Source organism: Kitasatospora sp. NPDC058184, assembly GCF_042883725.1.
In the GTDB taxonomy this organism is placed as follows: Bacteria; Actinomycetota; Actinomycetes; order Streptomycetales; family Streptomycetaceae; genus Kitasatospora.
The window spans coordinates 70,334-93,410 of sequence record NZ_JBHVVE010000017.1 but is presented as its reverse complement, the minus strand read 5'-3'; the positions used below and the strand labels follow the sequence as shown (position 1 = coordinate 93,410).

Below are 23,077 nucleotides of genomic sequence, written 5' to 3'. Positions count from 1 at the left end.
CGAAGAAGTCGCCGGCACCGCGCTGGTGGTGAAACCGCCGTTCAGGGCGGGTCCGGGTCGGGGGAGTTGGTAGCTCCCGGACGCCGGTCTCGGGTCACGCGCGGCAGCCGGCCGCGCTCGTAATCTCAGCTGGAACACGAGGCACCCCTCGGGCGTAGGGAAGATTCGCGCACTCCGTCGCGCGGTCTCGCCTGGGCGGGACAGCGCGGGCCAATGCGCCTCGGGCCGGGCCGACTTGGCCCGCTGCCCGGTTGGCATGGCGAGACAGTAGACGCGAACTCCGGCCGCACCAAACGAGCCCCGACCAGCCCCGACGTCCTCGTGCTGTCCGTTAGGCACGGCTGCCGATCGCGGCTACCGTCCCCTGCACCACCGCTCCCGGCGGCTGCCACGGCGCGCCGCCCGGAGCCGGTACACCCCTGCCCGAGGAAGGCCCCCGTGAACGACTTCACCCTCCACCGAGGCGACGCCCTCGCCGTACTGAAGAACCTCCCCGACGAATCCGTCAACGCGGTCATCACCGACCCGCCGTACAACAGCGGCGGCCGGACCAGCTCCGAGCGCACCAGCCGCGACGCCCGCGCCAAGTACGTCACCAGCGGCTCCGCCCACGACCTCAAGACCTTCCCCGGCGAAAACCGCGACCAGCGCTCCTATCGCGCCTGGCTCACCGAACTCCTCACCGAGGCCTACCGGGCGAGCACCGAGCACTCGGTCGCCATGGTCTTCTCCGACTGGCGGCAGGAGCCCACCACGAGCGACGCTCTACAGATGGCCGGCTGGACCTGGCAGGGCACCATCCCCTGGATCAAGCCCGCCAGCCGCCCGAGGAAGGGCGGCTTCAAACAGTCCGCGGAGTTCATCACCTGGGGCGTCAAGGGCACCCTCGACAACGGCCGCGACCTCTATCTGCCCGGCCACTTCATCGCCAGCCAGCCCCGCAAGGACCGGGTGCACATCACCCAGAAGCCGCTGGAGATCATGCAGCAGCTCGTCCGGATCTGCCCCGAGGACGGCACCGTCCTCGACCCCTTCACCGGCAGCGGCTCCACCGGCGTCGCCGCCCTGCGCGAAGGCCGGCGCTTCGTCGGAGTCGAACTCTCCCCGCACTACGCCGAGATCGCCGAACAGCGACTGCGAGCAGAGCAGACCCAGGACGACTTCACCCTCGCCGGACCGGAGGCGTGAGCATGAGAACCGCCGCCACAGCGATCGTCCGAAGACGCGAAAGGGCGGCCGGAGCACCACGCTCCAGCCGCCCTTCCAAGGCCCTCAGGACTCCTCGACCGCCCGCCGGATCAACGGCACCGCCTTCTCCACGTCCGCCGACGAGGCGATTCGCACCTCCAGGTCACCCGTCCCCAGGTGACCGATGCCGCGTACGTCGCGGGTGAAGCCCTCCTCCAGCTCCACCGAGTCCGGGTTCAGCCGCAGGTACACCAGGATCGCCCTGTGCGACACGGAGGGCCGGAAGATCACTGACGCCACGTTCAGCAGCCGCCGGTAGGCGATGTAGTGCTTGAGCAGCACCACCTCCAGCTCGCCCGCCGCGGTCAGCGCCTCGTCCAGCTCGCCGTACAGCTCCCGCAGGCACCCCGGCACCTCCACCTGCGAGGACCCCGACGGTACCGCGACAACGTCCGGCTCGTCGTCCGCAGCTTCGCCCGCACCGGACGGCATCGGCGCGAACCCTGCGGCGGAGAAGCCCGGGACGGTCTCGACGAGCTGCAGCGTCAGCAGGTCGGGACCGAAGACCCGGTAGCGCACCAGGTCCACACGGTAGTCCCGCTGGTAGAGCGAGGCGGCAGCCCGATCATGGCGGGAGAACTCGCCCGCGACACAGATCACCCGAGGCCGTCGCCAATCGACCGCCTCCGCCACATCGGCGCCCAGACGTCTACGCACCAGCGCCTCGAACTCGTGCCGGTGCGCCAGCAACCAGACCAGGTAGGACGCCGCCTGGGTAATCACCCCGGCATCCCGCCGGCGCTTGAACTCGATGATCACCGGCACGCCGTCCTCGTCCAGCCCGAGCGTGTCGATCCGCCCCTGGTGCCACGGCCCCGTCACGTACTCCGATGCCAGGAACCGCACCCCAAGCATCGGCTCCAGCGCCGCCTCGACCCGTCGCTGCAGTTCCTGCTGCTCCCGCGCCACCGTCGAACCCTGCAGCTCGACATCCCGGCCATCGGCACCCCGCCGGAACACCTTCAGATCGGCCACCCTTACCCCCTTCGCACGACCGTATGCAAAGACCAATCAGGAAGAGGAGCGGCCTATTCCTGTTCCCCTCTCTGTCAAGATGAGACCGGAAGAGGAAGGCCCGGCTGTGGTTGACGGGCCGGAGCTGCCGGGGCAGGTCACAGCCGCGCGGTGAGGCTGACCAGCAGTGCCGCGAGTCCCGCGGCCAGCCACGCGACGTAGTGCCCGAGGAGATCCCAGGCGTCCTCGTTGGCATAGGTGACCGGGGCGCACATCGGCACCCGTGCGCCGGCCGGGCGCCCGGCCGGCGCACTTCGTGCGGTCAGCCGGCGGCGCGCAGCCGGGCGAGAGTGGCGTCGATATCAAGGTGGTCGGTTTCCGAACCTGCGGGCACCAGCGTGAACGAGTCCGTGAGGAAGGCGGCCACGACGTCCTCCGGGGCGCTGAGCACCGCCCGGCCGTCGGGGCCCTGCAGGGTGATGAGGACTTCGCCGACCGGTCCGGGGCTGATCTTGACGTCCCCGGTGCCGCTGGGGACGTGGCGCCCCTCGTCCAGCAGATCCCGGCTGAAGTACCAGCACACCTCGGCGTCGGAGCCGGTGCAGCCGCACGGGGTCAGCGGGAACACCAGGCATGCCGCATACGGAAGGGCCGTGTCGAAGCGGAGCTCCACGTCGACCGGGACGTCGGGCAGCGGGCTGTCGGGGAACGTGACGGGCATCGGGCGGACAGCGGACTTCTGCATCGGATCACCCTCCTGCGACGGCTGTGTGCGTCGGCCTCCGGTGGGCCGACGCATGCCAACGCGCCTACCCCAGCGCCCACGCGCCAGTCGGCAGGCCGGACATCTGCACAACTCCCTTGCTTTCGAGGAGTGTTGCATGTCGAAGCCACATGGGTGGAGCTCGGCAGGCCGGACAGGGACGAGCGCGCCGACGCCCTCCGCAACGTGATTCTCCGCCTGCCGGGAGCGCCAGGAGCACACGGCCGGCGCGGACCACCGGCCTGTCCGGCAGGTATGCGTACCGGGCAGGGCAGGTCCTCCGGCGGGCGGCTGCTCATCACGGACCTGTGGGAAACGACGGGCCAGAGCCGCCGTGCGGATCGTCTCCGACGATGCGTGGTGGCATGCTCGGATGATCGCGTCCCGTGTACGGAGGGAGTTTGCTGATGCTTGTGCCGTCCGCGTCGGAGCGGCACCCGGGTGGGTCACGGTGAAGGGCTGGGTGACCGGGGCTGTCGGCGAACCGGGCGAGTGGAAGCGGTTGCTGGTCGTGCTCACCGACGGTCGGCGGCTGGTGACCGGGGAGATCTCCGAGCGGGAGCGGGTGGAGCTCGGGGCGTTGGTCGCCGGGCTGCTTAGGCAGCCGCATCCGGGCGCGCGGTCGGTGGTGCGCTGGTTGCATCCGGTGCTGGCCGTCGTCGTCGAACTGGAGGCCGGGCAGGTGCGCCGGGTTGCGTTGCCTGCGGAAAGCGACTGAGCGATCCGCCGGGGGCAGCGCTCGGTTGTGCTCTGGCGCCGCCGCAGCGCGAAAGCGCCGTTCAGAGTGGGGCCGCGGAGCGTTCGAGGGGGCTTGGCGCGGGACCGCCGAGGCGATGCCGCGTTCGGCTTTTGGGCCGCTGCCTGGCAGGGGGGTTCACTCGGTTGCGCCGGATCCGATGGCCCGGAACCCTGCCGGTCCACTATCCGGCTGTCGGGCCCGGCGGCGAGTGGCTGCGAGTCGTCGTAGGTTGCGGGCATGACCAGTGACGAGACGACGATCCCGGCGGTGGGGGTGCGCCCGCTGGACGAGGTGTTCGACGCGATCGAGACCGCCAATCGGCGCCCCCAGCCCTGGGGCGGGTTCGACCACGGGGTCCTGGGGGCCTACCGGTGGGCCACCGGAGCCCAGATCGCGGCACCGGTCACCGCTGTTGCCGCGCTCGGGGCCACCGGGCCGTGCCGGGCGCAGCTGCTGGCCGAATGCCAGGCCGCCGCGGTCCGCCTGCGCGATGCCCTGGAAGAACGCACGGACCCCGCGTACGCCCTGGGCACCTATCAGGCGCTGGCGTGGCTGTGCGGCCATCACGAGGACCGTCCCTGACCTGCGGCTCTCCTTGACCAGTGCCCGCCCTGGCCGCTACCCCACAGGAGCCGCCCGGTGCCCAGCCTGATCACCCGCTCCGGTGGGAAAGTCGGCACTCCCGCCCCGACGTGCCGGTGAACGTCGCGCTCGGCGACGTGGAAAGCGCCATCAGGTGCTTCTCCTCCACCGACCCTGCTCCGGGTCGCCGCCTTCACCCTGCTCCATCGCGCCCCACGGGGAGGAACTGCTGCGCGTACGGGCCCGCACCAGCCGCCACAAGGACCGCCTGTAGGCGGGGAGGATTCGTTGACGAAGAACGACGGCGCACCGGGTCGGGACGAGACGCCCCAGCAACGGGCCGACCGGCTCTGGAGCGAGATGCTCCAGGAAGTCCGCGTGTGCCAGACCGGCGCACAAATCCTGTTCGGATTCCTCATCGGCGTGGCCTTCACCCCGCGCTTCGCCGCCCTGCCCGACTTCGACAAGAACCTCTACGTCGCCACCGTCGTCCTCGGCGCCGTCCCCACCGGAGCCCTGATCGCGCCCGTGGCCTTCCACCGCTTCCTCACCGGCCACGGCATGAAACCCGAACTGGTCCACGTCGCCAGTCGCCTCATCGCCGTCGGACTCATCACCCTGGCCCTGACCATCGCCGCCGCGCTGCTGCTCCTGCTGCGCACCGCCACCGGCAGCCCGGCTGCCGCCTGGGGCCTCAGTGCGGCCTGCCTGATCTGGTTCGCCACCAGCTGGCTCGTCCTGCCCCAGGTCGTGCTGCGTCGCACGGCCGCCGCGCGCCGGGCTGCCGTATCCGGGCTCGGTGCCCCCCGCGGCGGTGGCCGCCCCCCGCAGTGACAGCCCCTGCAGTCCCGGCCTACCCGGGCTGCGGGTCCCGCCCGCCCGACGGCGTCACGCCGTCTCGCCCCCCGCCCGGGTCGGACAGGGCAAGCTGGGCGCGGGCCAGGGCGGGTCGCAGCAGCCGGCCGGTCAGGGCTCCCTGGGCGCGGAGCGCGGCGCGGGCGGCGTTCGCGCCGCAGGCGCCGTGCACGCCACCGCCCGGGTGGGCCGAGGCTGAGGCGAGGTAGAGGCGCTGGATGGGGGTCTCGGGCCGCCCCGTGCCGGGTAGCGGGCGGAGCAGCGCCTGTTGGTGGAGGGCCGCGGTGCCGCCGTTGATCGCCCCGCCGACCAGGTTCTGGTCCAGGTGTTCCAGCACCGGCGGGGTGAGTACGCGCCGGGCCTGGATCCGGTCGGTGAAGCCGGGGGCGAAGCGTTCGACCTGTGCTTCCATGCGGCGGGCGATGGCTTCGCTTTCCCTGTCGTCCCAGGACCCGGTGATGCCGTCGGGCCCGAGGTCGTCGGCGATGTGCTGGGGGACGTGGGTGTACATCCAGGCCGATTCGGTGCCCGCGGGTGAGCGGGACGGGTCGGCGGTGGTCATCTGGCCGAGCAGCCCGAAGGGGCGGGCCGGCAGACGGCCGGTGCTGACCTGGAGTGCGTAGTCGCTCAGTTCCGTCCAGTCGGCGCCGAGGTGGACGGTGCCGGCCCGGTGTGCCTGCTCGGCGGTCCAGGGGATCGGCGAGTCGAGGGCCCAGTCGACCTTGACGGTGGCGAAGTCCCACTGGAAGCGGCGTACGGCGTCGCGGAATCCGGGCGGCAGGTGTCCTTCCCGGACCAGGCGGCCGTACAGGTGCGGAGCGGGCACGTCGGCGAGCACGGCTCGGCGCGCGCGGACGTAGTCTCCCTGGGCGGTGCGGATGCCCAGCGCCCGGCCGGCGCGGACGACGACCTCGCTGACCGCGGTGCCGCAGCGGATCGTGCCTCCGCGCGATTCCAGGCGTCGCACCAGGGCGCCGCTGAGGGCGCTGGCTCCGCCGACCGGTACCGGCCAGCCGTACTGCTCGCCGAGCATCGCCATGAGCCAGCCGAAGGCGGCGCTGCCCGGCGATTCGGGCAGTAGATCGGCGTGCAGCGCGCAGCCGGCCAGCAGCAGCCCCGGGCCATCCCGGTCGAACTCCTCCTCGGCCAGTCGCCGTACGGGCAGCGCCGCGAAGCGGGCCAGCCGCAGCAGGCCCGGCGCCCGGAGACGCGAGGCCAGCGCCAAGCCGGCGCGTACCGGCGGGAACGGCGCGAACATCGCCCCTACCAGGCACGGGTCCAGGTCCTGCCAGAGCTGTGACAGCCGTCGCCAGGCGAGCGCGTCCGGCCGGCCGAAGCTCCGCCCGATGTCGTCGATGTTCGTCTCCGGTCCGCGCCGCAGCAGGGCGCAGCGGCCGTCGGGCAGGGGATGGGCGAGCACGATCGGCGCGTGGCTCCAGGCGAGGCCGTGCTCTTCGAGGCGCAGGGCCGCGATCACCGGTGAGGCGGCGGCCAGCGGGTAGAACGAGCTGAACAGGTCGCTGACGTAGTCGGGGTGGACGCCGCGGTCGCTGCGGACAGCGCCGCCGACCTGGTCCTGGGCCTCCAGCACCTCTACCTCCCAGCCGGCGTCGGCCAGCACGTTCGCGGCGACCAGGCCGTTCGGCCCGGCCCCGATCACGACGGCGTCGGCCATGACGGACCTCCCCCCGACGCGGACGCTTCCAGGTCGGCCGCCCGGGGTTTCTGCTCGACCGTGCGGGCGAGGCAGGCGAGCAGTCGGCGGTGGCGCAGATCCAGCACCAGGTCCGCGGGCGCCGTGTGGAGGCTCCCGCCCAGGCCCCGCAGCGGGTGCTCGTCGACGATCACCAGGGTGGCGTCGCCCCACGCGATCAGCTCGATGGCGATCCGGACGGTGCCGAGTCGCCCGGCGAAAGCCTCCAGTTCCAGCCGGTGCCCGCTGTCGCACACACGTACGACGGTGTGGCCTTCGTAGCGGAACGGGCCGGCGCTGACGGTGTAGCGCAGGCTCGACCCGACTGCGGGCCACCGGCCCTCACCCGGGCGGGTCCGCTCCGTGCCGGGCACCCACCGGCCGTACGCGGCCGGGTCGCCCAACACGCTCCACACCGCCTGCGGAGCCCGCTCTATCAGGACGTGTCTCACAGCCATCGGCTGTGCCTCCTCGTGTCCGGTCCCTGACGAATCACCGGTACCTCAAAAGGCGCATACCCGGTGAATTCCCCTGAATGCGACACTCGCATCGGCCCGTTCTCCGCCGTGGGGCAGGGCCACCCGTTCCACCGGAACCTCGACTGGTCGCCGCCGGGCCCCGTCCAGGGCAGCGTCTGTGCCGAGCCCGGCATGCCCGCCCACGGCCTGCGGGCCGGCAGGTGATACCGCACGGACACCGGGCGGTATCACCTTCGGCGGTTTCATCGCGGCGCGAGCGGTTAGCCGCTCTCCGGGCCTCGTTCGCCCACCAGGAGCCACGCCCGCGCTGTGGAGGAGTTCGGTGATGAAGGTTTCCGACTACGTGCTGGAGCGCCTGCGCGACTGGGATGTGGAGTACGTCTTCGCCTATCCCGGGGACGGCATCAACGGGCTGCTCGCGGCCTGGGGCCGGGCGGAGGACCGGCCGCGGTTCATCCAGGCCAGGCACGAGGAGATGGCCGCTTTCCAGGCCGTCGGGTACGCGAAGTTCTCCGGCCGCACCGGGGTGTGCGTGGCCACCTCCGGGCCGGGCGCGATCCACCTGCTCAACGGCCTCTACGACGCCAAGCTCGACCACGTCCCGGTCGTCGCGGTCGTCGGGCAGACGGACCGCAGCGCCATGGGCGGCTCGTACCAGCAGGAGGTCGACCTGGCCAGCCTGTACAAGGACGTGGCCTCGGAGTTCTGCGCGATGGTGACCGTGCCGGCTCAGCTGCCCAACGTGCTGGACCGCGCCATGCGCATCGCGGCGACCCGCCGCACGGTCACCGCGGTGATCATCCCGGCCGACGTCCAGGAACTCGACTACGAGGCGCCGGCGCACGCGTTCAAGCAGGTCCCCTCCAGCCTCGGCGTCCCGCACTACGCCCCGGTACCGGCCGAGGCGGACCTCGCCCGGGCGGCGGAGATCCTCAACGCCGGGGAGAAGGTCGCGATGCTGATCGGGCAGGGCGCCCGCTCGGCCCGGCCCGAGGTCGAGCAGGTCGCCGACCTGCTCGACGCCGGGGTGGCGAAGGCCTTGCTCGGCAAGGACGCGCTGCCCGACACCCTGCCGTACGTCACCGGCTCGATCGGTCTGCTCGGCACCCGCCCGTCCTACGAGATGATGCGCGACTGCGACACCCTCCTCGTGGTCGGCTCCAGCTTCCCCTACACCCAGTTCCTGCCCGAGTTCGACCAGGCGCGCGCGGTGCAGATCGACCTGGACCCGTCCATGATCGGGCTGCGCTACCCGTTCGAGGTCAACCTCGTCGGCGACGCCGGCTCGACGCTGCGCCGGCTGATTCCGCTGCTGGAGCGCAAGGCGGACGGCACATGGCGCAAGACGGTGGAGGACAACGCGGCGCGCTGGTGGGAGGTCATGCAGCGCCGAGCCGACGTGTCCGCCGACCCGATCAACCCCGAGTACGTCGTCCACACCCTCGACGCGCTGCTGCCCGACAACGCGCTCCTGGCCGCGGACTCCGGGTCCGCGGCGAACTGGTACGCCCGCCACCTGCGGATGCGCGGCGGCATGCGCGGCTCGCTGTCGGGCACGCTGGCGACCATGGGGCCGGGGGTGCCCTACGTGATCGGCGCGAAGTTCGCCCACCCGGACCGGCCCGCGATCGCGATCGTCGGCGACGGCGCCATGCAGATGAACGGCCTCGCGGAGCTGATCACCGCAGCGAAGTACTACCGGGAGTGGGCCGACCCGCGCATGGTCGTCGCGGTGCTGAACAACCACGATCTGAACCAGGTCACCTGGGAGATGCGGGCGATGCAGGGCGCGCCGCAGTTCGAGCCCTCGCAGAGCCTTCCGGACGTGCGCTACGCCGACATCGCCCGGACGTTCGGTCTGGGCGGCGTACGGGTGGAGAAGCCGGAGGACGTGGAGCCGGCGTGGCGCCGGGCACTGGCCGCGGACCGGCCGTTCGTCATCGACTTCCGCACCGACCCGGCGGTGCCGCCGATCCCGCCGCACGCCACCTGGGACCAGATCAAGGCCGCCGCCCTGTCGGTGCTCAGGGGCGACAGTGACCGGGGATCGGTGGTCCAGCAGGGCGTCAAGGCGAAGGTCCAGGAGTTCCTGCCCGGCAGTGGACGGAGCTGACCGGTGTCCGGGCGCCAGGAGGTGGACCTGGCCGCACTCGAGCCGGCCCTGCGGACCGAGGTGGACGGTGAGGTCCGCTTCGACGCGGGGAGCCGCGGCGCGTACGCCACCGACGGCTCCAACTACCGTCAGGTTCCGCTCGGGGTGGTCGTGCCCGGCACGGTCGAGGCCGGCGCTGCCGCGGTGGGCGTCTGCTCCCGGTTCGCCGCCCCGGTGCTGTCCCGCGGAGGCGGTACCAGTCTCGGGGGGCAGTGCACCAACGAGGCGGTGGTCGTCGACTGGACCAAGTACTGCAACCGGCTGGTCTCGGTGGATCCCACAGCGCGGACCTGTGTGGTCGAGCCGGGCATCGTCCTGGACGAGCTCAACCGCCGACTCGCTCCGCACGGGCTCAGGTTCGGGCCGAAGCCGTCCACGCACAGCCACTGTGCGCTGGGCGGCATGATCGGCAACAACAGCTGCGGAGCGTCCGCCCAGGCCTACGGCAAGACCGCCGACAACGTCCACCGCCTGGAAGTCCTCACCTACGAGGGCACCCGGTTCTGGGCCGGTCCCACCAGCGAGGACGAGTACGCGCGGATCGCGGCCGAAGCAGGACCGCGCGCCCGCCTCTACCAGGGGTTGCGGGACATCACCGGGCGGCACCTGGCCGAGATCCGGCGTGGCTACCCGAAGATCCCGCGCCGGGTCTCCGGCTACAACATGGACGCCCTGCTGCCGGAGAACGGCTTCGACGTGGCCCGCGCCCTGGTCGGCAGCGAGGGAACCCTGGTGACGCTCCTGCACGCCGAACTGCACCTGGTCGAGGTGCCGGCGGCGGAGGCCCTGCTGGTCCTGGGCTTCGACGACATCTACCAGGCCGCCGACGCCGTCCCCGACCTGCTCGCGCACAGCCGCCCCACCCAGCTGGAGGCCATCGACGGGCGCATGGCGCAGCTGATGCGCGAGGAGCACGCCTACCTGGACTCGCTGGAGAGCCTGCCCGAGGGCGACAGCTGGCTGCTCGTCCAGTTCACCGGCGACACGAAGCAGGAGGCGGACGCGCGGGCGTTCGAGCTGCTGCGGGCGATCGGCCGCGAGGAGGACGACCCGTCGGTGGCGCTGTCCGACGATCCCCCGAGGGAGCGGGAGATGCTCAGGGCCCGCGAGGCGGGTCTGGGCGTGACCGCCCGCCCGCCGGACGGCTCCGAGACGTGGGAGGGCTGGGAGGACTCCGCGGTCGCCCCGGAGAAACTCGGCGACTACCTGCGCGACCTGGAGCGGCTGTTCGGCCGGTACGGCTACCAGCAGGCCTCCCTGTACGGGCACTTCGGGCAGGGCTGCGTCCACACCCGGATCCCGTTCGAGCTGCGCGAGGGCAAGGGCGTCGAGGCGTTCCGGGCGTTCCTGTTCGACGCGGCCGACCTGGTCGCCTCCTACGGTGGTTCCCTGTCGGGTGAGCACGGTGACGGGCAGGCCCGCGGCGAACTCCTGCCCCGCATGTTCGGCCCCGGGCTCGTGGAGGCGATGGGCGAGGTCAAGGCCCTGTTCGACCCGGGCGACCGGATGAACCCCGGCAAGGTCGTCCACCCCCACCGCGTCGACGAGAACCTGCGCCTGGGCGCCGACTGGCGGCCCCGACCGCTGCGGACGCACTTCGGGTATCCCGACGACGACCACGACTTCACCCGCGCGGTGCTGCGCTGCGTGGGCATCGGCAACTGCCGCACCCACCAGGGCGGGGTGATGTGCCCCTCCTACCGGGCGACGGGCGAGGAGGAGCACTCCACCCGCGGCCGGGCACGGCTGCTGTTCGAGATGCTCGGCGGCCACGACGACTCCCCGGTCACCGGCGCATGGCGCTCCACCGAGGTCCGCGACGCACTGGACCTGTGCCTGGCCTGCAAGGGCTGCAAGTCCGACTGCCCGGTCGGCGTCGACATGGCCACCTACAAGGCAGAGTTCCTCGCCCACCGCTACCAGGGCCGTGTGCGCCCGGCCGCCCACTACGCGATGGGCTGGCTCCCGCTGTGGGCACGGCTGGCCCGCACGGCGCCGGGCCTGGCCAATGCCGCCCTGCACGCCCCCGGCCTCGCATGGCTGGGAAAGCGGCTGGCCGGCATCGACCCGCGCCGCGCCGCACCCCTCTTCGCTGCCGAATCGTTCCAGGAAACCCGGCATCGGCAGGGCTGGGCGGAGCCCGATCCGCGCGACCCGCGCACCGTCCTGCTCTGGCCGGACACCTTCACCAACCACTTCCATCCGCACGTCGCCGACGCCGCCGTCCGCGTGCTGGAGGACGCCGGCTTCCACGTCGCCGTACCCGAGGGGCCGGTGTGCTGCGGCCTGACCTGGATCTCCACCGGGCAGCTCGCCACCGCCCGTCGCGTCCTCGAGCGCACCATCCGGACCCTGCGCCCCTGGCTGGAGGCCGGCACCCCGATCATCGGGCTCGAACCCTCCTGCACCGCGGTCTTCCGCGCGGACGCCCCCGACCTGCTCGACGGCGACCAGGACATCGCCCGCCTGGCCGCGCAGACGCGCACCTTCGCCGAACACCTCGTCAACCACGCCCCCCACGGCTGGCAACCGCCCCGGATCGGCCGGGCGGCGACCGTGCAGACCCACTGCCACCAGCACGCCGTCCTCGGCACCGACCCCGACCGTGAACTGATGCGCCGCGCGGGGCTTGACGCGAACGTGCTCGACGAGGGCTGCTGCGGCCTGGCCGGCAACTTCGGCTTCGAGCGGGGCCACTACGACCTGTCCCAGGCCATCGCCGAGCAAGGCGTCCTTCCGGCCGTGCGCGACACCGCCCCCGGCGCCTTCGTCCTGGCCGACGGGTTCAGCTGCCGCACCCAGATCGAACAGTCCTCGACCGGACGGCTGGCCGTGCACGTGGCCGAGGCCCTCGCCCTGGCACTGGACGGGCCGCCGCCCGCCGACCATCCCGAGAAGACGATCCCGCGCCCGCAACCCCGCAACGCGGTGGCCGGCCTGCTGACCGCAGGTGTCGCGGGCGCGATGACAGGCCTGGCGGCGGCCGGTGCTGCCGCCGCGCGGCGCCACCGCGCCAGGAGGAGGTAGACCATGCGGTCCCTGTACGAGCGGCTCCACCGCGAAGCCCGCGCCTACACCGGCGACAACGACCGCCCGCTCGCGGCCTACACCGGCCTCATGGCCCTGTACGCCACCGCGGTGCTCGGCACCGCCGCAGCCGCCCGGGCCTTTCGCCGAGAGCTGCCCTACCCGACTCCGTGGGACGTCGCCCTGAACGCGCTGGCCACCCACCAGCTCTCCCGCCTGATCGCCAAGGACCCGGTCACCAGCCCGCTGCGCGCGCCGTTCACCCGTTTCGAAGGCACCTCCGGCCCGGCCGAGTTGGAGGAGGACGTGCGCGGCACCGGAGCCCGTAAGGCCGTCGGCGAGCTGGTCACCTGCCCGTTCTGCACCGGCCTGTGGGTCGCCACCGCGGGCACTGTCGGGTCCGTCTTCGCTCCGCGCGCCACCAGGCTCGCCACCGCGACCCTGGCCGCCCTGGCCGGCGCCGACTTCCTGCAGTTCGCCCGCGCCGCCGCCCAGCACGCGGCCGACGAGACGCCATGACCGTCACCGCCACCGTGGAGTCCCTGCACGTGCAGGTCCTCGACATCCCCACCGACGCTCCGGAAGCCGACGGCACTCTCGCCTGGGACTCCATCACCATGATCCTCGTCCGTGTCCACGGCGGGGACACCACCGGCCTGGGCTGGACCTACGGCGCCCCCGCCACCGCCCAGGTGATCACCGGGCACCTCCGGGACACGGTCATCGGCCGCCCGGCGTTCGACGTCCCGGCCGCCAACGAGGCGATGAGCCGCACGGTGCGCAATGTCGGCCGCCCGGGGCTGGTCGCCGGCGCGATCTCAGCCGTCGACATCGCCCTGTGGGACCTCAAGGCCCGCCTGCTCGGCCTGCCCCTGGTCGACCTGCTCGGCGCCGCCCGCCATGAGGTCCCCCTCTACGGCAGCGGCGGCTTCACCACCTACACCGACCGGCAACTCGCCGAGCAGCTCGCGGGCTGGGCCGAACAGGGCTTCCACCGATTCAAGATCAAGATCGGCGAGAGCCGCGGCAGCCGGGAACGGCGTGACCTGGAACGCACCGAGCAGGCCCGGCAGGTGGTCGGCGACGACGCCGCCCTGTACGTGGACGCGAACGGCGCCTACACCCGCAAACAGGCCGTCCGCGTCGGACAGGCGCTGGCCGGCCTGGGGGCGAGCTGGTTCGAGGAGCCCGTCTCCTCCGACGACCTCACCGGCCTCGCCCACGTCCGCGACGCCGTCACCTCCGACGTCGCGGCCGGCGAGTACGGATACGACCTGCCCTACTTCGCCCGCATGGCCCCGGCCGTGGACTGCCTGCAGGCGGATGCCACCCGCTGCGGCGGCATCACCGTCTGGCTGCGCGCAGCCGCCCTGGCCCAGGCCCACGGACTCCAGCTGTCCGGACACTGCGCCCCGCACGTCCACGCACACGCCGCGGCCGCCGTGCCGAACCTGCGCCACCTGGAGTGGTTCCACGACCATGTCCGGATCGAGAACCTCCTCTTCGAGGGAACCCTCGACCCGGCCGGGGGACTGGTCCGCCCGGGCCACAGCGGCGAGCCAGGCCTCGGCCTGGCCATCCGCACCGAGACGGCGGAGCGCTACCGTGTCCGCGCCTGAGGAGACCCGGCCCGCTCCCGACGACGGCCGTCGGCCTCCGCGGACCGTGCACATTCCCGGCGCTCCGCGTCCACCCGGCCGGGGACACGCGGCCCGCACCGCCGTACCCCAGGAGACGAGAACGTGACCGCCCCCATCGCCGGCTCTCCCGCCCCTCACGCGCTGCGTGACTACGCCCTGCTCGCGGACGGCGAGCGCGGCGCCCTCGTCGGACCGCGCGGCGACATCGTGTGGATGTGCGCACCCGGCTGGGACAGCGACGCCGTTTTCGCCGCCCTCATCGGTGGCCCCGGCTGGTACACCGTCACCCCCACCGACCCGTTCGTCTGGGGCGGCTACTACGAGAGCGGCAGCCTCATCTGGCGCAGCCGCTGGATCACCACCGGCGGCGTCGTCGAATGCCGCGAAGCCCTCGCCTGCCCCGGTGACCGGCACCACGCGGTGGTGCTGCGCCGGATCCTGGCGGTCGACGGCGACGCCCGCCTCGACGTCCACCTGCACCCGGCGCCCGGATTCGGCACACACCGGCTGCGCAAGGTCCGCAGGGACGGGCAGGGGCGTTGGACGGCCCGGGCCGGAGAACTGCACCTGCGCTGGAGCGGAGCGCCCGACGCCCGGCCGAGCGATGCGGCGCTGTCCACCACGATGCGTCTGGAGACCGGTGAGCACCACGACCTCGTCCTGGAGATCTCCGATCGGCCCCTGCCCGAACCGGAGACGGCCGACGTGCTGTGGCGGTCCACCGAAGCGGCCTGGACCGCGCGCGTGCCCGCCCTCGCGAACACGCTGGGCCGACGCGACGCCCGGCACGCCTACAGCGTCCTGGCCGGCCTCACAGGCCCCGGCGGCGGCACGGTGGCAGCGGCCACCACCAGTCTGCCCGAACGCGCCGAGACGGGCCGCAACTACGACTACCGGTACGTGTGGATCCGCGACCAGGCCTACATCGGCCAGGCCGTCGCCGCCGCGGGGCCGCACCCGCTGCTGGACGACTCCGTACGGTTCGTCACCGCCCGTCTGCTCGAACACGGCCCGGCTCTCGCGCCCGCCTACACCGTGACCGGTGCGGCGGTACCCGACCAGCGCACCCTCGACCTGCCCGGCTATCCGGGTGGCTTCGACGTCGTCGGCAACCACGTCAACCGCCAGTTCCAGCTCGACGTGTACGGGGAGAGCCTGCTGCTGCTCGCCGCCGCCGCCCGCCACGACCGGCTCGACCCCGACGGCTGGCACGCCGCGCTCACCGCCGCCGACGTGATCGCCACCCGGCATCGCGAGCCGGACGCCGGGATCTGGGAGCTGCACGACGACCGGTGGGCGCACAGCCGCCTGATCTGCGCGGCCGGTCTGCGGGCGGTCGCCGCCGCAGCACCCCGGGCGAGCAGCGGGCGCGCCGCCGGCTGGGAGGCGCTGGCGGATGCGATCCTCGCGGAGACCTCCGCCGACAGCCTGCACCCCACCGGCCGGTGGCAGCGCTCCCCTGGCCGGACGGGCGTGGACGCGGCCCTGCTGCTGCCCGCGATCCGCGGCGCCCTGCCTGCCGAAGACCCGCGCACCATCGCCACCCTGCGAGCGGTGCACGCCGATCTCGCGCTGGACCACCACGTCTACCGGTTCCGCCACGACCGGAGACCCCTTCAGGACGCCGAGGGCGCCTTCCTGCTGTGCGGATTCGTCATGGCCCTGGCGGAACACCAGCAGCACAACGACGTCGAAGCCGTGCGCTGGTTCGAACGCAACCGTGCCGCCTGCGGTCCGCCCGGCCTCTATGCGGAGGAGTTCGACGTCGCCCAACGCCAGCTGCGCGGCAACCTGCCCCAAGCGTTCGTCCACGGGTTGATGCTCGAAGCCGCCGCCACGCTCGCACCCGGTCACTGAGACCGCCGCGATCCACCGCATCCGGATGCCGGAGCAGCGACGATGCCGTTGGTGAGTCCCGGCGGCATCGTCGTGCCCAGGGCCCTGACGGATAGGGAGAGGCTCGCATCACCGGCAGCAAGGCGACCGCAGTCGGCACGGCCGGCGTCGACGCCAGGCCATTGACCAACGGAGAACCGGTCCAGGCAGACGGCATGGATCGAACCGTCCACGTGTGCGGCGCATGACTGGCGTCGCGGCCAGCAGGACTGCGCTGCCGTGACAGGACCGATGGCTGGTCTCCGCTGGTGTCTACCAGTAGTGGCGGCGGCCGCCGATCTCGTGGCCGACCGCGCCCATGATCCACAGGATGAGGCCGATGAGGGCCAGGACGATGCCGATGGTCCACAGGATGCCGATTCCGGCGACGAATCCGATGACAAGGAGGATGACTCCGAGGACGATCACGATGACCTCCGTTTCTTCCCCCTCTTCCGATGCGGCCTTCGCCGATGCGGAGGAAATGCCGCACTTGCTTTCGCGGATGCCCGGTTTGGGGGCGAGATATCAGCCGCGATGGCGCGACTCCCGGGTTCGGCGCACTACTGAGGTGTGGTGGCCAGGCCGGCGAGGAGGATGTCGAGGCCGCGTTCGAGCTCGGCGGCTCCGTCGTAGGAAGCGAGAGGGCCGGCGAGGCCTCGCAGGAGGGGGAACTCGCCGATCGGCAGCCGGTACAGGCCCAGTCGCAGCATGTCGTCGGTCTCGTCGGGGTTGTCGACGAGTTCCTGCAGTTCGTTGAGGACGTGGCCGTGGAGGAGTCCGAACAGGGCGCGGTAGACGTGCAGAGCGTCCGCGCCGCTGAATCCGGCGCGGGTGAGCAGGGTGAGGATGGCCTCCAGCGGGCGCAGAGTACCTTTGGGGCGCAGGGCGAGCGGGGTGGCCAGGGGGCGGGTGACCAGGAGCGGCACCACGTTGGGGTGGGCCAGGGCGAGTCGGCGGTAGCCGCGTGCGACGGCGCGCAGCTGGGCGGCCCAGTCCGGGTCGGTGGAGTCCACGGTGAGTTCGTTGAGGACGGTCTCGGCGACGCCGTCGAGCAGGGCCGCCTTGTTCGCGGCGTGGCGGTAGAGGCTCATCGGGTCGTGCCCGAGGGTGCGGGCGAGGCGACGCATGGACAGCTGCTCGATGCCCTCGCGGTCGATGATCTCCAGTGCGCAGGCCAGGATCCGCTCGCGGCTGAGCCTCGGGCTCGCGGGCGGATCGTTGTCCTGGACGGCCGGGCCGATCCGAGGAGGGGCCACGTCGAACCTTCTCTCGCTGGCGGCTCGCACTGGCGTGAACCTCGTAGGCCTACGGTGTAGACACCAGTCTAGTGCCGGAGTTGACTGGAGGCATACGACGTGACCCGGCTGGGAGTGCGTCATGATCATTGTTCTCGGACTTGTCCTCCTGGCGGCATCGGCGACCCAGGACCGCGACGAGCTCGCCGCAGCGCGACGCGTTCGCCGCGCAGCGGGACGGTCTCGTCCGCAAGCAGGAGCGGACCAGCGAGCATACGGCCGGCGCCCGCTTCAATCCGATGGCCCAGGGCAAAAGCGAAGGCGCGCCCGGGTACGCCTGGCAAGGGGCACCACGGACCACACCGCCTCCTCGGGCGTGGTACCGGGCGCCGATAGGCCCCGAGCCTGCCCGTCAGGGCCAACTCACGAAGGGAACCAGTCATGGGTATCGGCAAGAAGGCCGCCCACAAGGCCGAAGCGGTCAAGGGAAGCGTGAAGAAGAACGTTGGACGCGCCACCGGCGACCGCGCCCTCGAAGCCGAGGGCCGCGGCGACCAGTTCAAGGGCAACATCAAACAGGCCGGCGCCAAGGTCAAGGACGCGTTCAAGCACTGAGCGCCCGGCCGAGTGGGCCTGGTGGGATCCCGCGGGCTCTGAGCTGCCCCGCCCACCGCCAAGGAAGCCGGGCAGGACGAGGACGATGCCCGCGGCTCCACCTGCGGACTCAACTCCTCCTCGATGAGTTGGGTCCGCTGTCGTGAATCGAGGAACGATCATGGTGAAGGTCCTGCTCATACTGCTCTGCCTGGTCCTGCCGTGGCTCGCGGTGCTCATCAAGGACGGCCCGAGTATCAAGGTGCTCTGGGCGTTCCTTCTGCAGCTGTGCGGCCACGTTCCCGGCGTCATCTACGGCATCTACCAGGTGGTCAAGGACTGACGGGGCGCGCCCACACCCGACGGCGGCCCGGGGGTGCATCCCCCGATTGGTCCACAGCCGCGTGGCAACCCGGCGTGGCAGCCCCCGACGCGGTGCGAGCCGGTGTGGCGGAGGTGTTCGCCGGGCCCGGCCGCGGCCCCGGGTTGGACCGACCGTCGAACGCTCCGTTTACCCGGGCACGGTCTCGGGCTGCGGGGCCGCCCAAGCGCCAATAGGCTCCGAGCTTGGGACGCCGGTTGAGCCGCTGTCCGGCGGGCGGCCGTGAGCTGTCTCGCACCGGCCCAGGACGGAGAGCTTGATGACCACCAATCCCGGACCGCCTGGAGGACGCCCCCAGGCGCCCCCGGTCACGGAGGCTCCCCAGCCAGGCCCTTCCTCGCGGGGCGAGCGCGATGCCAAGGACCTCGCGCTCGACGCCTTCCGGGCCCCGGAGCCGGACGGTGCGCTCACCACCGATCAAGGGGTTCGGGTCGACGACACCGACAACTCCCTGACCGTGGGCGAGCGTGGCCCGACGCTGTTGGAGGACTTCCACCTGGGGGAGAAGCTCACCCGCTTCGACCACGAGCGCATTCCCGAGCGGGTGGTGCACGCCCGCGGTGCCGGCGCGTACGGCTTCTTCGAACCGTACGAGTCGCTGGCCGAGTTCACCTGCGCCGACTTCCTCCAGGAGGCCGGCCGCCGGACCCCGGTGTTCGTCCGCTTCTCGACCGTCCAGGGACCGCGCGGCTCCGCCGACACGGTGCGCGACGTCCGCGGCTTCGCCACCAAGTTCTACACCCGGCACGGCAATTACGACCTGGTCGGCAACAACATGCCGGTGTTCTTCATCCAGGACGCGATTAAGTTTCCCGACTTCGTGCACGCGGTGAAGATGGAGCCGCACAACGAGATCCCCACCGGCGGCACCGCACATGACACGTTCTGGGACTTCTGTTCGCTGCAGCCGGAGTCCACCCACATGCTGATGTGGGCGATGTCCGATCGGGCGATCCCGCGCAGCTTCCGGATGATGCAGGGCTTCGGCGTGCACACCTTCCGCCTCGTGACCGCCGACGGGCGCGCCACCTTCGTCAAGTTCCACTGGAAGCCAAAACTCGGCGTTGCGTGCCAGGTCTGGGACGAGGCCCAGATCACCGCCGGACGCGACCCCGACTTCCACCGCCGGGACCTGTGGGAGGCGATCGAGGCCGGCGAGTTCCCGGAGTGGGAGCTCGGCGTCCAGCTGATCCCGGAGGAGGACGAGTTCTCGTTCCCGTTCGACCTGCTGGACCCGACGAAGCTGGTGCCGGAGGAACTCGTGCCGGTGCGGCCGGTCGGCCGGATGGTCCTCGACCGAAACCCGGAGAACTTCTTCGCCGAGACCGAGCAGGTCGCCTTCCATACCGGCAACATCGTTCCCGGCATCGACTTCACCAACGACCCGCTGCTGCAGGGCCGCAACTTCTCCTACCTGGACACCCAGTTGATCCGCCTGGGCGGCCCCAACTTCTCCCAGCTGCCGGTCAACCGCCCGCTGACCGAGGTGCGCACCAACCAGCGCGACGGCTACGGCCAGCAGGTGATCCACTCCGGGACGAGCTACGCGCCGAACTCGGTCGGCGGTGGATGCCCGGCCACCCTGGGTGGCGGGCACCTCGCCGAGGGGGTGTTCGAGCACTACCAGGAGCGTGTCGACGGGCAGGCGATCCGCCGGCGCAGTCCGAGCTTCGCCGACCACTACGGCCAGGCCGCGCTGTTCTGGCGCAGCATGGCCGACTGGGAGCAGAAGCACATCATCGCCGCGTTCTCCTTCGAGCTCGGCAAGGTCGGAGACCAGGCCGTGCGGCGCCGGATGGTCGCCAACCTGACCCGCGTGGACCAGGAACTGGCTGTGGAGGTCGCCCGCCGCATCGGCGAGCCCGAGCCCGAGCCCGAGCCCGCACCGGACCGGTCCACCGGCGACCGCGAGGCCGGAGCAGCGGGGGAGCGGGTCTCGCCCGCGCTGAGCCTGGAGAAACTGCGCGGCCACGGCATCCGTACCCGTAAGGTCGCCGTCCTGGTGGCGCAGGGCGTGGACGCCGCCCAGGTGCGGGCCGCGCGCACCGCCCTGCAGGCCGAGGGCGCCACGGTGGAGACCCTGGCCCGGTACGGCGGGAGCGTGGCCGGCAGCGACGGCCAAGACGTGGAGGTCGACCGGGCGTTGGCGACCACCGCCTCGGTGCTGTACGACGCCGCGGTCGTGCCGGACGGCGCAGAGGACGCGCTCGTCGTGGAACCGGACGCCGTCCGGTTCGTCAACGAGGCACTCCGGCACGGCAAACCGATGGCCGTGCTCGGCACCGGCACGGCGCTCGTGCGGGCCGCAGGGGCCCGCGAGGCGGAGCAGCTCGCCGGGGTCGCCCTGTGCGGCCCGGACCGGCAGCCCGGTGCCTCGTTCTGGGAAGACTTCGTCCACCTGATCGAACAGCACCGGTTCCCGCAGCGCTGAACCCGAGCCCGAATCGGCCGCGCGACCTGCCTAGGAGGAGTCCCGGTCCCGCTGCGCGGGCAGACCCGGACCTACGGGGCCGACTGGCCGTCCGCACTTGTCAAGGCGAGGCCGGTGGGCTCTGTCCGTTCACCGACTCAGGACGCTGTCCTTGAATCTGAAATACCTGGTCAGAGCTTCTCTCATGGGTGTTTTACAGCCGAGTGCCGTTCGGATCGTTGTCACGGCGACAGTGATCGGAACGGCTTCCGCGACGAGCGGGTGTCTGGGGCAAGGCTCCGCTGCTCTGGCGCTTCCGGTTTCCTAACCAGGGGCCCGTTCCGGTGAGTTGTGCTGGGTGTCGGGGGCGGCGGGGTGGTTTGGCCCGCGCGGGCGGGTAGCGTGCGGGCACCGAGGGACGCCCGCACGTTGGAGGGGGACGACGCGATGGAACGGTCGACGGACCAGGAACTGGGGCGCCGCCACCTGCTCACCCGGGCCGGTGCGATCGCCGTCGGCGCCGCCGCCGCCGGGTCCGCGCCCGGCCGGTCCGCCCAGGCGGTGGGCGCCGAGGGCGGGGGCGGCGGGGATGCGGGCGGCGAGGGCGCGGGTGCGGCGCCGTTCGGGCCGGTCGTGGTCCGCCCCGGGGACGCCCGCTACGACAGCCTGTCGCGCGGCGACAACTTCCGCTTCGTCGGCAGCCCGCAGGAGATCCGGCTGGCCGGCTCCACCGAGCAGGTGGTGCGGGCGGTCTCCGACGCCGTCCGCACCGGACGCCGGATCGCGGTACGCAGTGGCGGCCACTGCTTCGAGGACTTCACCGCCGACCCCGAGGTGCGGCTCCTGCTGGATCTCTCCCCCATGGACGCCGTCGGCTTCGATCCCGCGATGGGCGCCTTCACCGTGCAGCCGGGGGCGACCCTCGGGCAGGTGTACCGGACCCTGTTCAAGGGGTGGGGCGTGACGATCCCGGCCGGGGGCTGCCCCGAGGTGGGGGCGGGCGGCCACCTGGTCGGCGGCGGATACGGTCCGCTGTCCCGGCGTCACGGCTCGGTGGTCGACCACCTGCACGCCGTCGAGGTGGTCGTCGTCGACCGGGACGGCACCGCCCGCGCGGTCGTCGCCACCCGCGATCCCGGCGATCCGCACCACGATCTGTGGTGGGCCCACACCGGTGGCGGGGGCGGCAACTTCGGTGTCGTCACCCGGTACTGGCTGCGCTCCCCGCAGCCCGAGGGCGACGGAGTCCCGCCGCACGACGACCCCGCGCGTCTACTGCCCACCGCGCCGGGCGAGTTGCTGAAGGCGCTGGTCGTCTGGCCCTGGGACGAGAGGATGGACGAGCGTGCGTTCAGCGCCCTGCTGCGCAACTTCGGGACCTGGCACGAGCGCAACAGCGCGCCCGGCTCGCCCGCCGCGAACCTGTACGCGGTGCTCCTCGCCGGGCACCGCGCCACCGGCACCTTCGAGCTGGTCGTACAGCTCGACGCGGGTGTCCCGGACGCCGAGGCCCTCCTGACCGACTTCCTCTCCGCCGTGACCGCGGGCACCGGCACCACCCGGCCCGCCACGCTCCGGGGCACCCTGCCCTGGCTGCAGGCCGCGACCTGGCCCGGCACCGGAGAGGCCGGCGACATCGCCACCCGCCGGTACAAGGACAAGGCCGGATACCTGCGCCGCGGGCTGACCGATGCCCAGCTCTCCACCGTCTACCGGCACCTGACGAACGACACCGGTGGCACCGACAGCGGCATGCTGCTCATCGGCTACGGCGGCCGGGTCAACGCCGTCGCCCCCGACGCCACCGCCGTCGCCCAGCGGGACTCGGTGATGAAGGCCGTCTACTTCACCGTCTGGGCCGACGAGGCGGACGACGCCGCCCGGCTGGCCTGGGTCCGCGACTTCTACCGGGACGTGTACCGCGACACCGGAGGCGTCCCCGTCCCTGGCGACGTCAGCGACGGCTCCTACATCAACTACGCCGACACGGACCTCGCCGACCCGGCCTGGAACACCTCCGGCATCCCCTGGCACACCCTGTACTACAAGGCCAACTACCCCCGCCTGCAACAGATCAAGGAACGCTGGGACCCCCGCGGTATCTTCCGGCACACCCTCGCGATCGAACCCCCGGCCAGGTGAGCGCGAGCCGAAGCCTGAAGGCTTCCACGGTCACCGCCCGGACCGCTCGGGCGGCCATCGCCCTGCACACCGCCGACCGCCTGCGCGGCACCGCCATCCTCATCGTCAACCGCCCTGCGCCGTGACCGTCTCGTCCGTGACCAAGTCGTGGACCTGCTTGATCTTCTCCTGCATCGTCACCGGGGTGTGACCTGCCGGCCCAGTACGCGCTTCGCCGCGTCCGGGTTCACCGGCCGACGCCGGTGCGCCCGTCCAGCGGCGGGGCCAGGATCGTCCCGAGGCGCCGGCCCTCCTCGCCCGAGGC

The 23,077-nt window shown here is 72.2% G+C and carries 22 protein-coding genes; 15 read left to right on the top strand and 7 right to left on the bottom strand.

Going from position 1 to position 23,077, the window contains the following annotated elements:
* Positions 1-438 precede the first annotated feature (438 nt).
* Complete coding sequence (locus tag ACFVXH_RS28745) at positions 439-1,188, top strand: site-specific DNA-methyltransferase (protein ID WP_074003033.1); 750 nt, start codon at positions 439-441, stop codon at positions 1,186-1,188.
* 84 nt (positions 1,189-1,272) lie between these two features.
* Here ACFVXH_RS28745 and ACFVXH_RS28740 read toward each other — a convergent pair whose 3' ends face one another.
* From ACFVXH_RS28740 to ACFVXH_RS28730, 3 genes are all read right to left on the bottom strand, one after another.
* Positions 1,273-2,223 carry a DUF5655 domain-containing protein gene (locus ACFVXH_RS28740; RefSeq protein WP_074003032.1) on the bottom strand — a complete coding sequence of 317 codons (951 nt, stop codon included), beginning with the start codon at positions 2,221-2,223 and terminating at the stop codon, positions 1,273-1,275.
* 137 nt (positions 2,224-2,360) lie between these two features.
* The gene (locus ACFVXH_RS28735) at positions 2,361-2,483 is read right to left on the bottom strand and encodes a hypothetical protein (protein WP_380786730.1); all 123 of its coding nucleotides are present in this window, start codon (positions 2,481-2,483) and stop codon (positions 2,361-2,363) included.
* Between the two features lie 41 nt (positions 2,484-2,524).
* Positions 2,525-2,947, bottom strand: a complete 423-nt coding sequence (locus ACFVXH_RS28730) for an SsgA family sporulation/cell division regulator (RefSeq protein ID WP_387828573.1) — start codon at positions 2,945-2,947, stop codon at positions 2,525-2,527.
* Between the two features lie 469 nt (positions 2,948-3,416).
* Here ACFVXH_RS28730 and ACFVXH_RS28725 point away from each other — a divergent pair, with 469 nt between their 5' ends.
* The 3 genes from ACFVXH_RS28725 to ACFVXH_RS28715 all read left to right on the top strand — a co-directional run bounded on the left by ACFVXH_RS28725 (position 3,417) and on the right by ACFVXH_RS28715 (position 5,120).
* Positions 3,417-3,683, top strand: a complete 267-nt coding sequence (locus ACFVXH_RS28725) for a hypothetical protein (protein ID WP_074003030.1) — start codon at positions 3,417-3,419, stop codon at positions 3,681-3,683.
* A gap of 258 nt (positions 3,684-3,941) precedes the next feature.
* The gene (locus tag ACFVXH_RS28720; protein WP_380741362.1) at positions 3,942-4,286 is read left to right on the top strand and encodes a hypothetical protein; all 345 of its coding nucleotides are present in this window, start codon (positions 3,942-3,944) and stop codon (positions 4,284-4,286) included.
* A 288-nt stretch (positions 4,287-4,574) separates the two neighbouring features.
* Positions 4,575-5,120: a DUF6328 family protein gene (locus ACFVXH_RS28715; protein WP_387828570.1), complete on the top strand. Its 546-nt coding sequence runs from the start codon at positions 4,575-4,577 to the stop codon at positions 5,118-5,120.
* Between the two features lie 19 nt (positions 5,121-5,139).
* Here the strand turns inward: ACFVXH_RS28715 and ACFVXH_RS28710 are convergent, their stop codons facing one another.
* Positions 5,140-6,816, bottom strand: a complete 1,677-nt coding sequence (locus tag ACFVXH_RS28710; RefSeq protein ID WP_387828567.1) for a phytoene desaturase family protein — start codon at positions 6,814-6,816, stop codon at positions 5,140-5,142.
* Positions 6,798-7,292, bottom strand: coding sequence for an SRPBCC family protein (locus ACFVXH_RS28705; protein ID WP_387828564.1), 495 nt, complete (start codon positions 7,290-7,292; stop codon positions 6,798-6,800). Before ACFVXH_RS28705 ends, ACFVXH_RS28710 begins: the two co-directional genes overlap by 19 nt.
* 63 nt (positions 7,293-7,355) lie before the next feature.
* Here ACFVXH_RS28705 and ACFVXH_RS28700 point away from each other — a divergent pair, with 63 nt between their 5' ends.
* The 6 genes from ACFVXH_RS28700 to ACFVXH_RS28675 all read left to right on the top strand — a co-directional run bounded on the left by ACFVXH_RS28700 (position 7,356) and on the right by ACFVXH_RS28675 (position 15,989).
* On the top strand, positions 7,356-7,517 hold the full coding sequence (locus ACFVXH_RS28700) for a hypothetical protein (RefSeq protein WP_387828561.1): 162 nt from the start codon (positions 7,356-7,358) through the stop codon (positions 7,515-7,517).
* Between the two features lie 121 nt (positions 7,518-7,638).
* Entirely contained in the window at positions 7,639-9,426 is a 1,788-nt protein-coding gene (locus tag ACFVXH_RS28695; RefSeq protein ID WP_387828558.1) for a thiamine pyrophosphate-requiring protein, read from the top strand.
* 3 nt (positions 9,427-9,429) lie between these two features.
* Positions 9,430-12,492 carry an FAD-binding and (Fe-S)-binding domain-containing protein gene (locus tag ACFVXH_RS28690; protein ID WP_387828555.1) on the top strand — a complete coding sequence of 1,021 codons (3,063 nt, stop codon included), beginning with the start codon at positions 9,430-9,432 and terminating at the stop codon, positions 12,490-12,492.
* 3 nt (positions 12,493-12,495) lie between these two features.
* Complete coding sequence (locus tag ACFVXH_RS28685; RefSeq protein ID WP_387828552.1) at positions 12,496-13,011, top strand: DUF1360 domain-containing protein; 516 nt, start codon at positions 12,496-12,498, stop codon at positions 13,009-13,011.
* Positions 13,008-14,111: an enolase C-terminal domain-like protein gene (locus ACFVXH_RS28680; RefSeq protein ID WP_387828549.1), complete on the top strand. Its 1,104-nt coding sequence runs from the start codon at positions 13,008-13,010 to the stop codon at positions 14,109-14,111. Before ACFVXH_RS28685 ends, ACFVXH_RS28680 begins: the two co-directional genes overlap by 4 nt.
* Before the next feature lie 123 nt (positions 14,112-14,234).
* Positions 14,235-15,989, top strand: a complete 1,755-nt coding sequence (locus tag ACFVXH_RS28675) for a glycoside hydrolase family 15 protein (RefSeq protein ID WP_380741370.1) — start codon at positions 14,235-14,237, stop codon at positions 15,987-15,989.
* Positions 15,990-16,280: 291 nt separating this feature from the next.
* On the opposite strand, the gene ACFVXH_RS28670 is transcribed toward ACFVXH_RS28675, so the two are convergent.
* On the bottom strand, positions 16,281-16,436 hold the full coding sequence (locus tag ACFVXH_RS28670) for a DUF6131 family protein (RefSeq protein WP_387828546.1): 156 nt from the start codon (positions 16,434-16,436) through the stop codon (positions 16,281-16,283).
* A 134-nt stretch (positions 16,437-16,570) separates the two neighbouring features.
* Complete coding sequence (locus ACFVXH_RS28665; protein WP_387828543.1) at positions 16,571-17,266, bottom strand: TetR/AcrR family transcriptional regulator C-terminal domain-containing protein; 696 nt, start codon at positions 17,264-17,266, stop codon at positions 16,571-16,573.
* Between the two features lie 420 nt (positions 17,267-17,686).
* Between ACFVXH_RS28665 and ACFVXH_RS28660 the strand changes: the two genes are divergently transcribed.
* From ACFVXH_RS28660 to ACFVXH_RS28640, 5 genes are all read left to right on the top strand, one after another.
* Positions 17,687-17,860 carry a CsbD family protein gene (locus ACFVXH_RS28660; protein ID WP_387828540.1) on the top strand — a complete coding sequence of 58 codons (174 nt, stop codon included), beginning with the start codon at positions 17,687-17,689 and terminating at the stop codon, positions 17,858-17,860.
* Between the two features lie 160 nt (positions 17,861-18,020).
* Complete coding sequence (locus ACFVXH_RS28655; protein ID WP_387828537.1) at positions 18,021-18,182, top strand: YqaE/Pmp3 family membrane protein; 162 nt, start codon at positions 18,021-18,023, stop codon at positions 18,180-18,182.
* Positions 18,183-18,480: 298 nt separating this feature from the next.
* Positions 18,481-20,652: a catalase gene (locus tag ACFVXH_RS28650; protein WP_387828534.1), complete on the top strand. Its 2,172-nt coding sequence runs from the start codon at positions 18,481-18,483 to the stop codon at positions 20,650-20,652.
* 426 nt (positions 20,653-21,078) lie between these two features.
* Positions 21,079-22,773 (top strand): FAD-binding oxidoreductase, encoded by a 1,695-nt coding sequence (locus tag ACFVXH_RS28645; RefSeq protein WP_387828531.1) that lies wholly within the window; start codon positions 21,079-21,081, stop codon positions 22,771-22,773.
* Positions 22,770-22,898, top strand: coding sequence for a hypothetical protein (locus tag ACFVXH_RS28640; protein ID WP_387828528.1), 129 nt, complete (start codon positions 22,770-22,772; stop codon positions 22,896-22,898). The genes ACFVXH_RS28645 and ACFVXH_RS28640 overlap by 4 nt, the downstream gene beginning before the upstream one ends.
* Positions 22,899-23,077 lie beyond the last annotated feature (179 nt).

Excerpts from the sequence above, each read along its gene's own strand:
- ACFVXH_RS28730 (WP_387828573.1), bottom strand. The coding sequence starts at position 2,947 with ATGCAGAAGTCCGCTGTCCGCCCGATGCCCGTCACGTTCCCCGACAGC.
- ACFVXH_RS28720 (WP_380741362.1), top strand. The coding sequence starts at position 3,942 with ATGACCAGTGACGAGACGACGATCCCGGCGGTGGGGGTGCGCCCGCTG.
- ACFVXH_RS28710 (WP_387828567.1), bottom strand. The coding sequence starts at position 6,816 with ATGGCCGACGCCGTCGTGATCGGGGCCGGGCCGAACGGCCTGGTCGCC.
- ACFVXH_RS28705 (WP_387828564.1), bottom strand. The coding sequence starts at position 7,292 with ATGGCTGTGAGACACGTCCTGATAGAGCGGGCTCCGCAGGCGGTGTGG.
- ACFVXH_RS28695 (WP_387828558.1), top strand. The coding sequence starts at position 7,639 with ATGAAGGTTTCCGACTACGTGCTGGAGCGCCTGCGCGACTGGGATGTG.
- ACFVXH_RS28685 (WP_387828552.1), top strand. The coding sequence starts at position 12,496 with ATGCGGTCCCTGTACGAGCGGCTCCACCGCGAAGCCCGCGCCTACACC.
- ACFVXH_RS28680 (WP_387828549.1), top strand. The coding sequence starts at position 13,008 with ATGACCGTCACCGCCACCGTGGAGTCCCTGCACGTGCAGGTCCTCGAC.
- ACFVXH_RS28660 (WP_387828540.1), top strand. The coding sequence starts at position 17,687 with ATGGGTATCGGCAAGAAGGCCGCCCACAAGGCCGAAGCGGTCAAGGGA.
- ACFVXH_RS28655 (WP_387828537.1), top strand. The coding sequence starts at position 18,021 with ATGGTGAAGGTCCTGCTCATACTGCTCTGCCTGGTCCTGCCGTGGCTC.
- ACFVXH_RS28650 (WP_387828534.1), top strand. The coding sequence starts at position 18,481 with ATGACCACCAATCCCGGACCGCCTGGAGGACGCCCCCAGGCGCCCCCG.
- ACFVXH_RS28645 (WP_387828531.1), top strand. The coding sequence starts at position 21,079 with ATGGAACGGTCGACGGACCAGGAACTGGGGCGCCGCCACCTGCTCACC.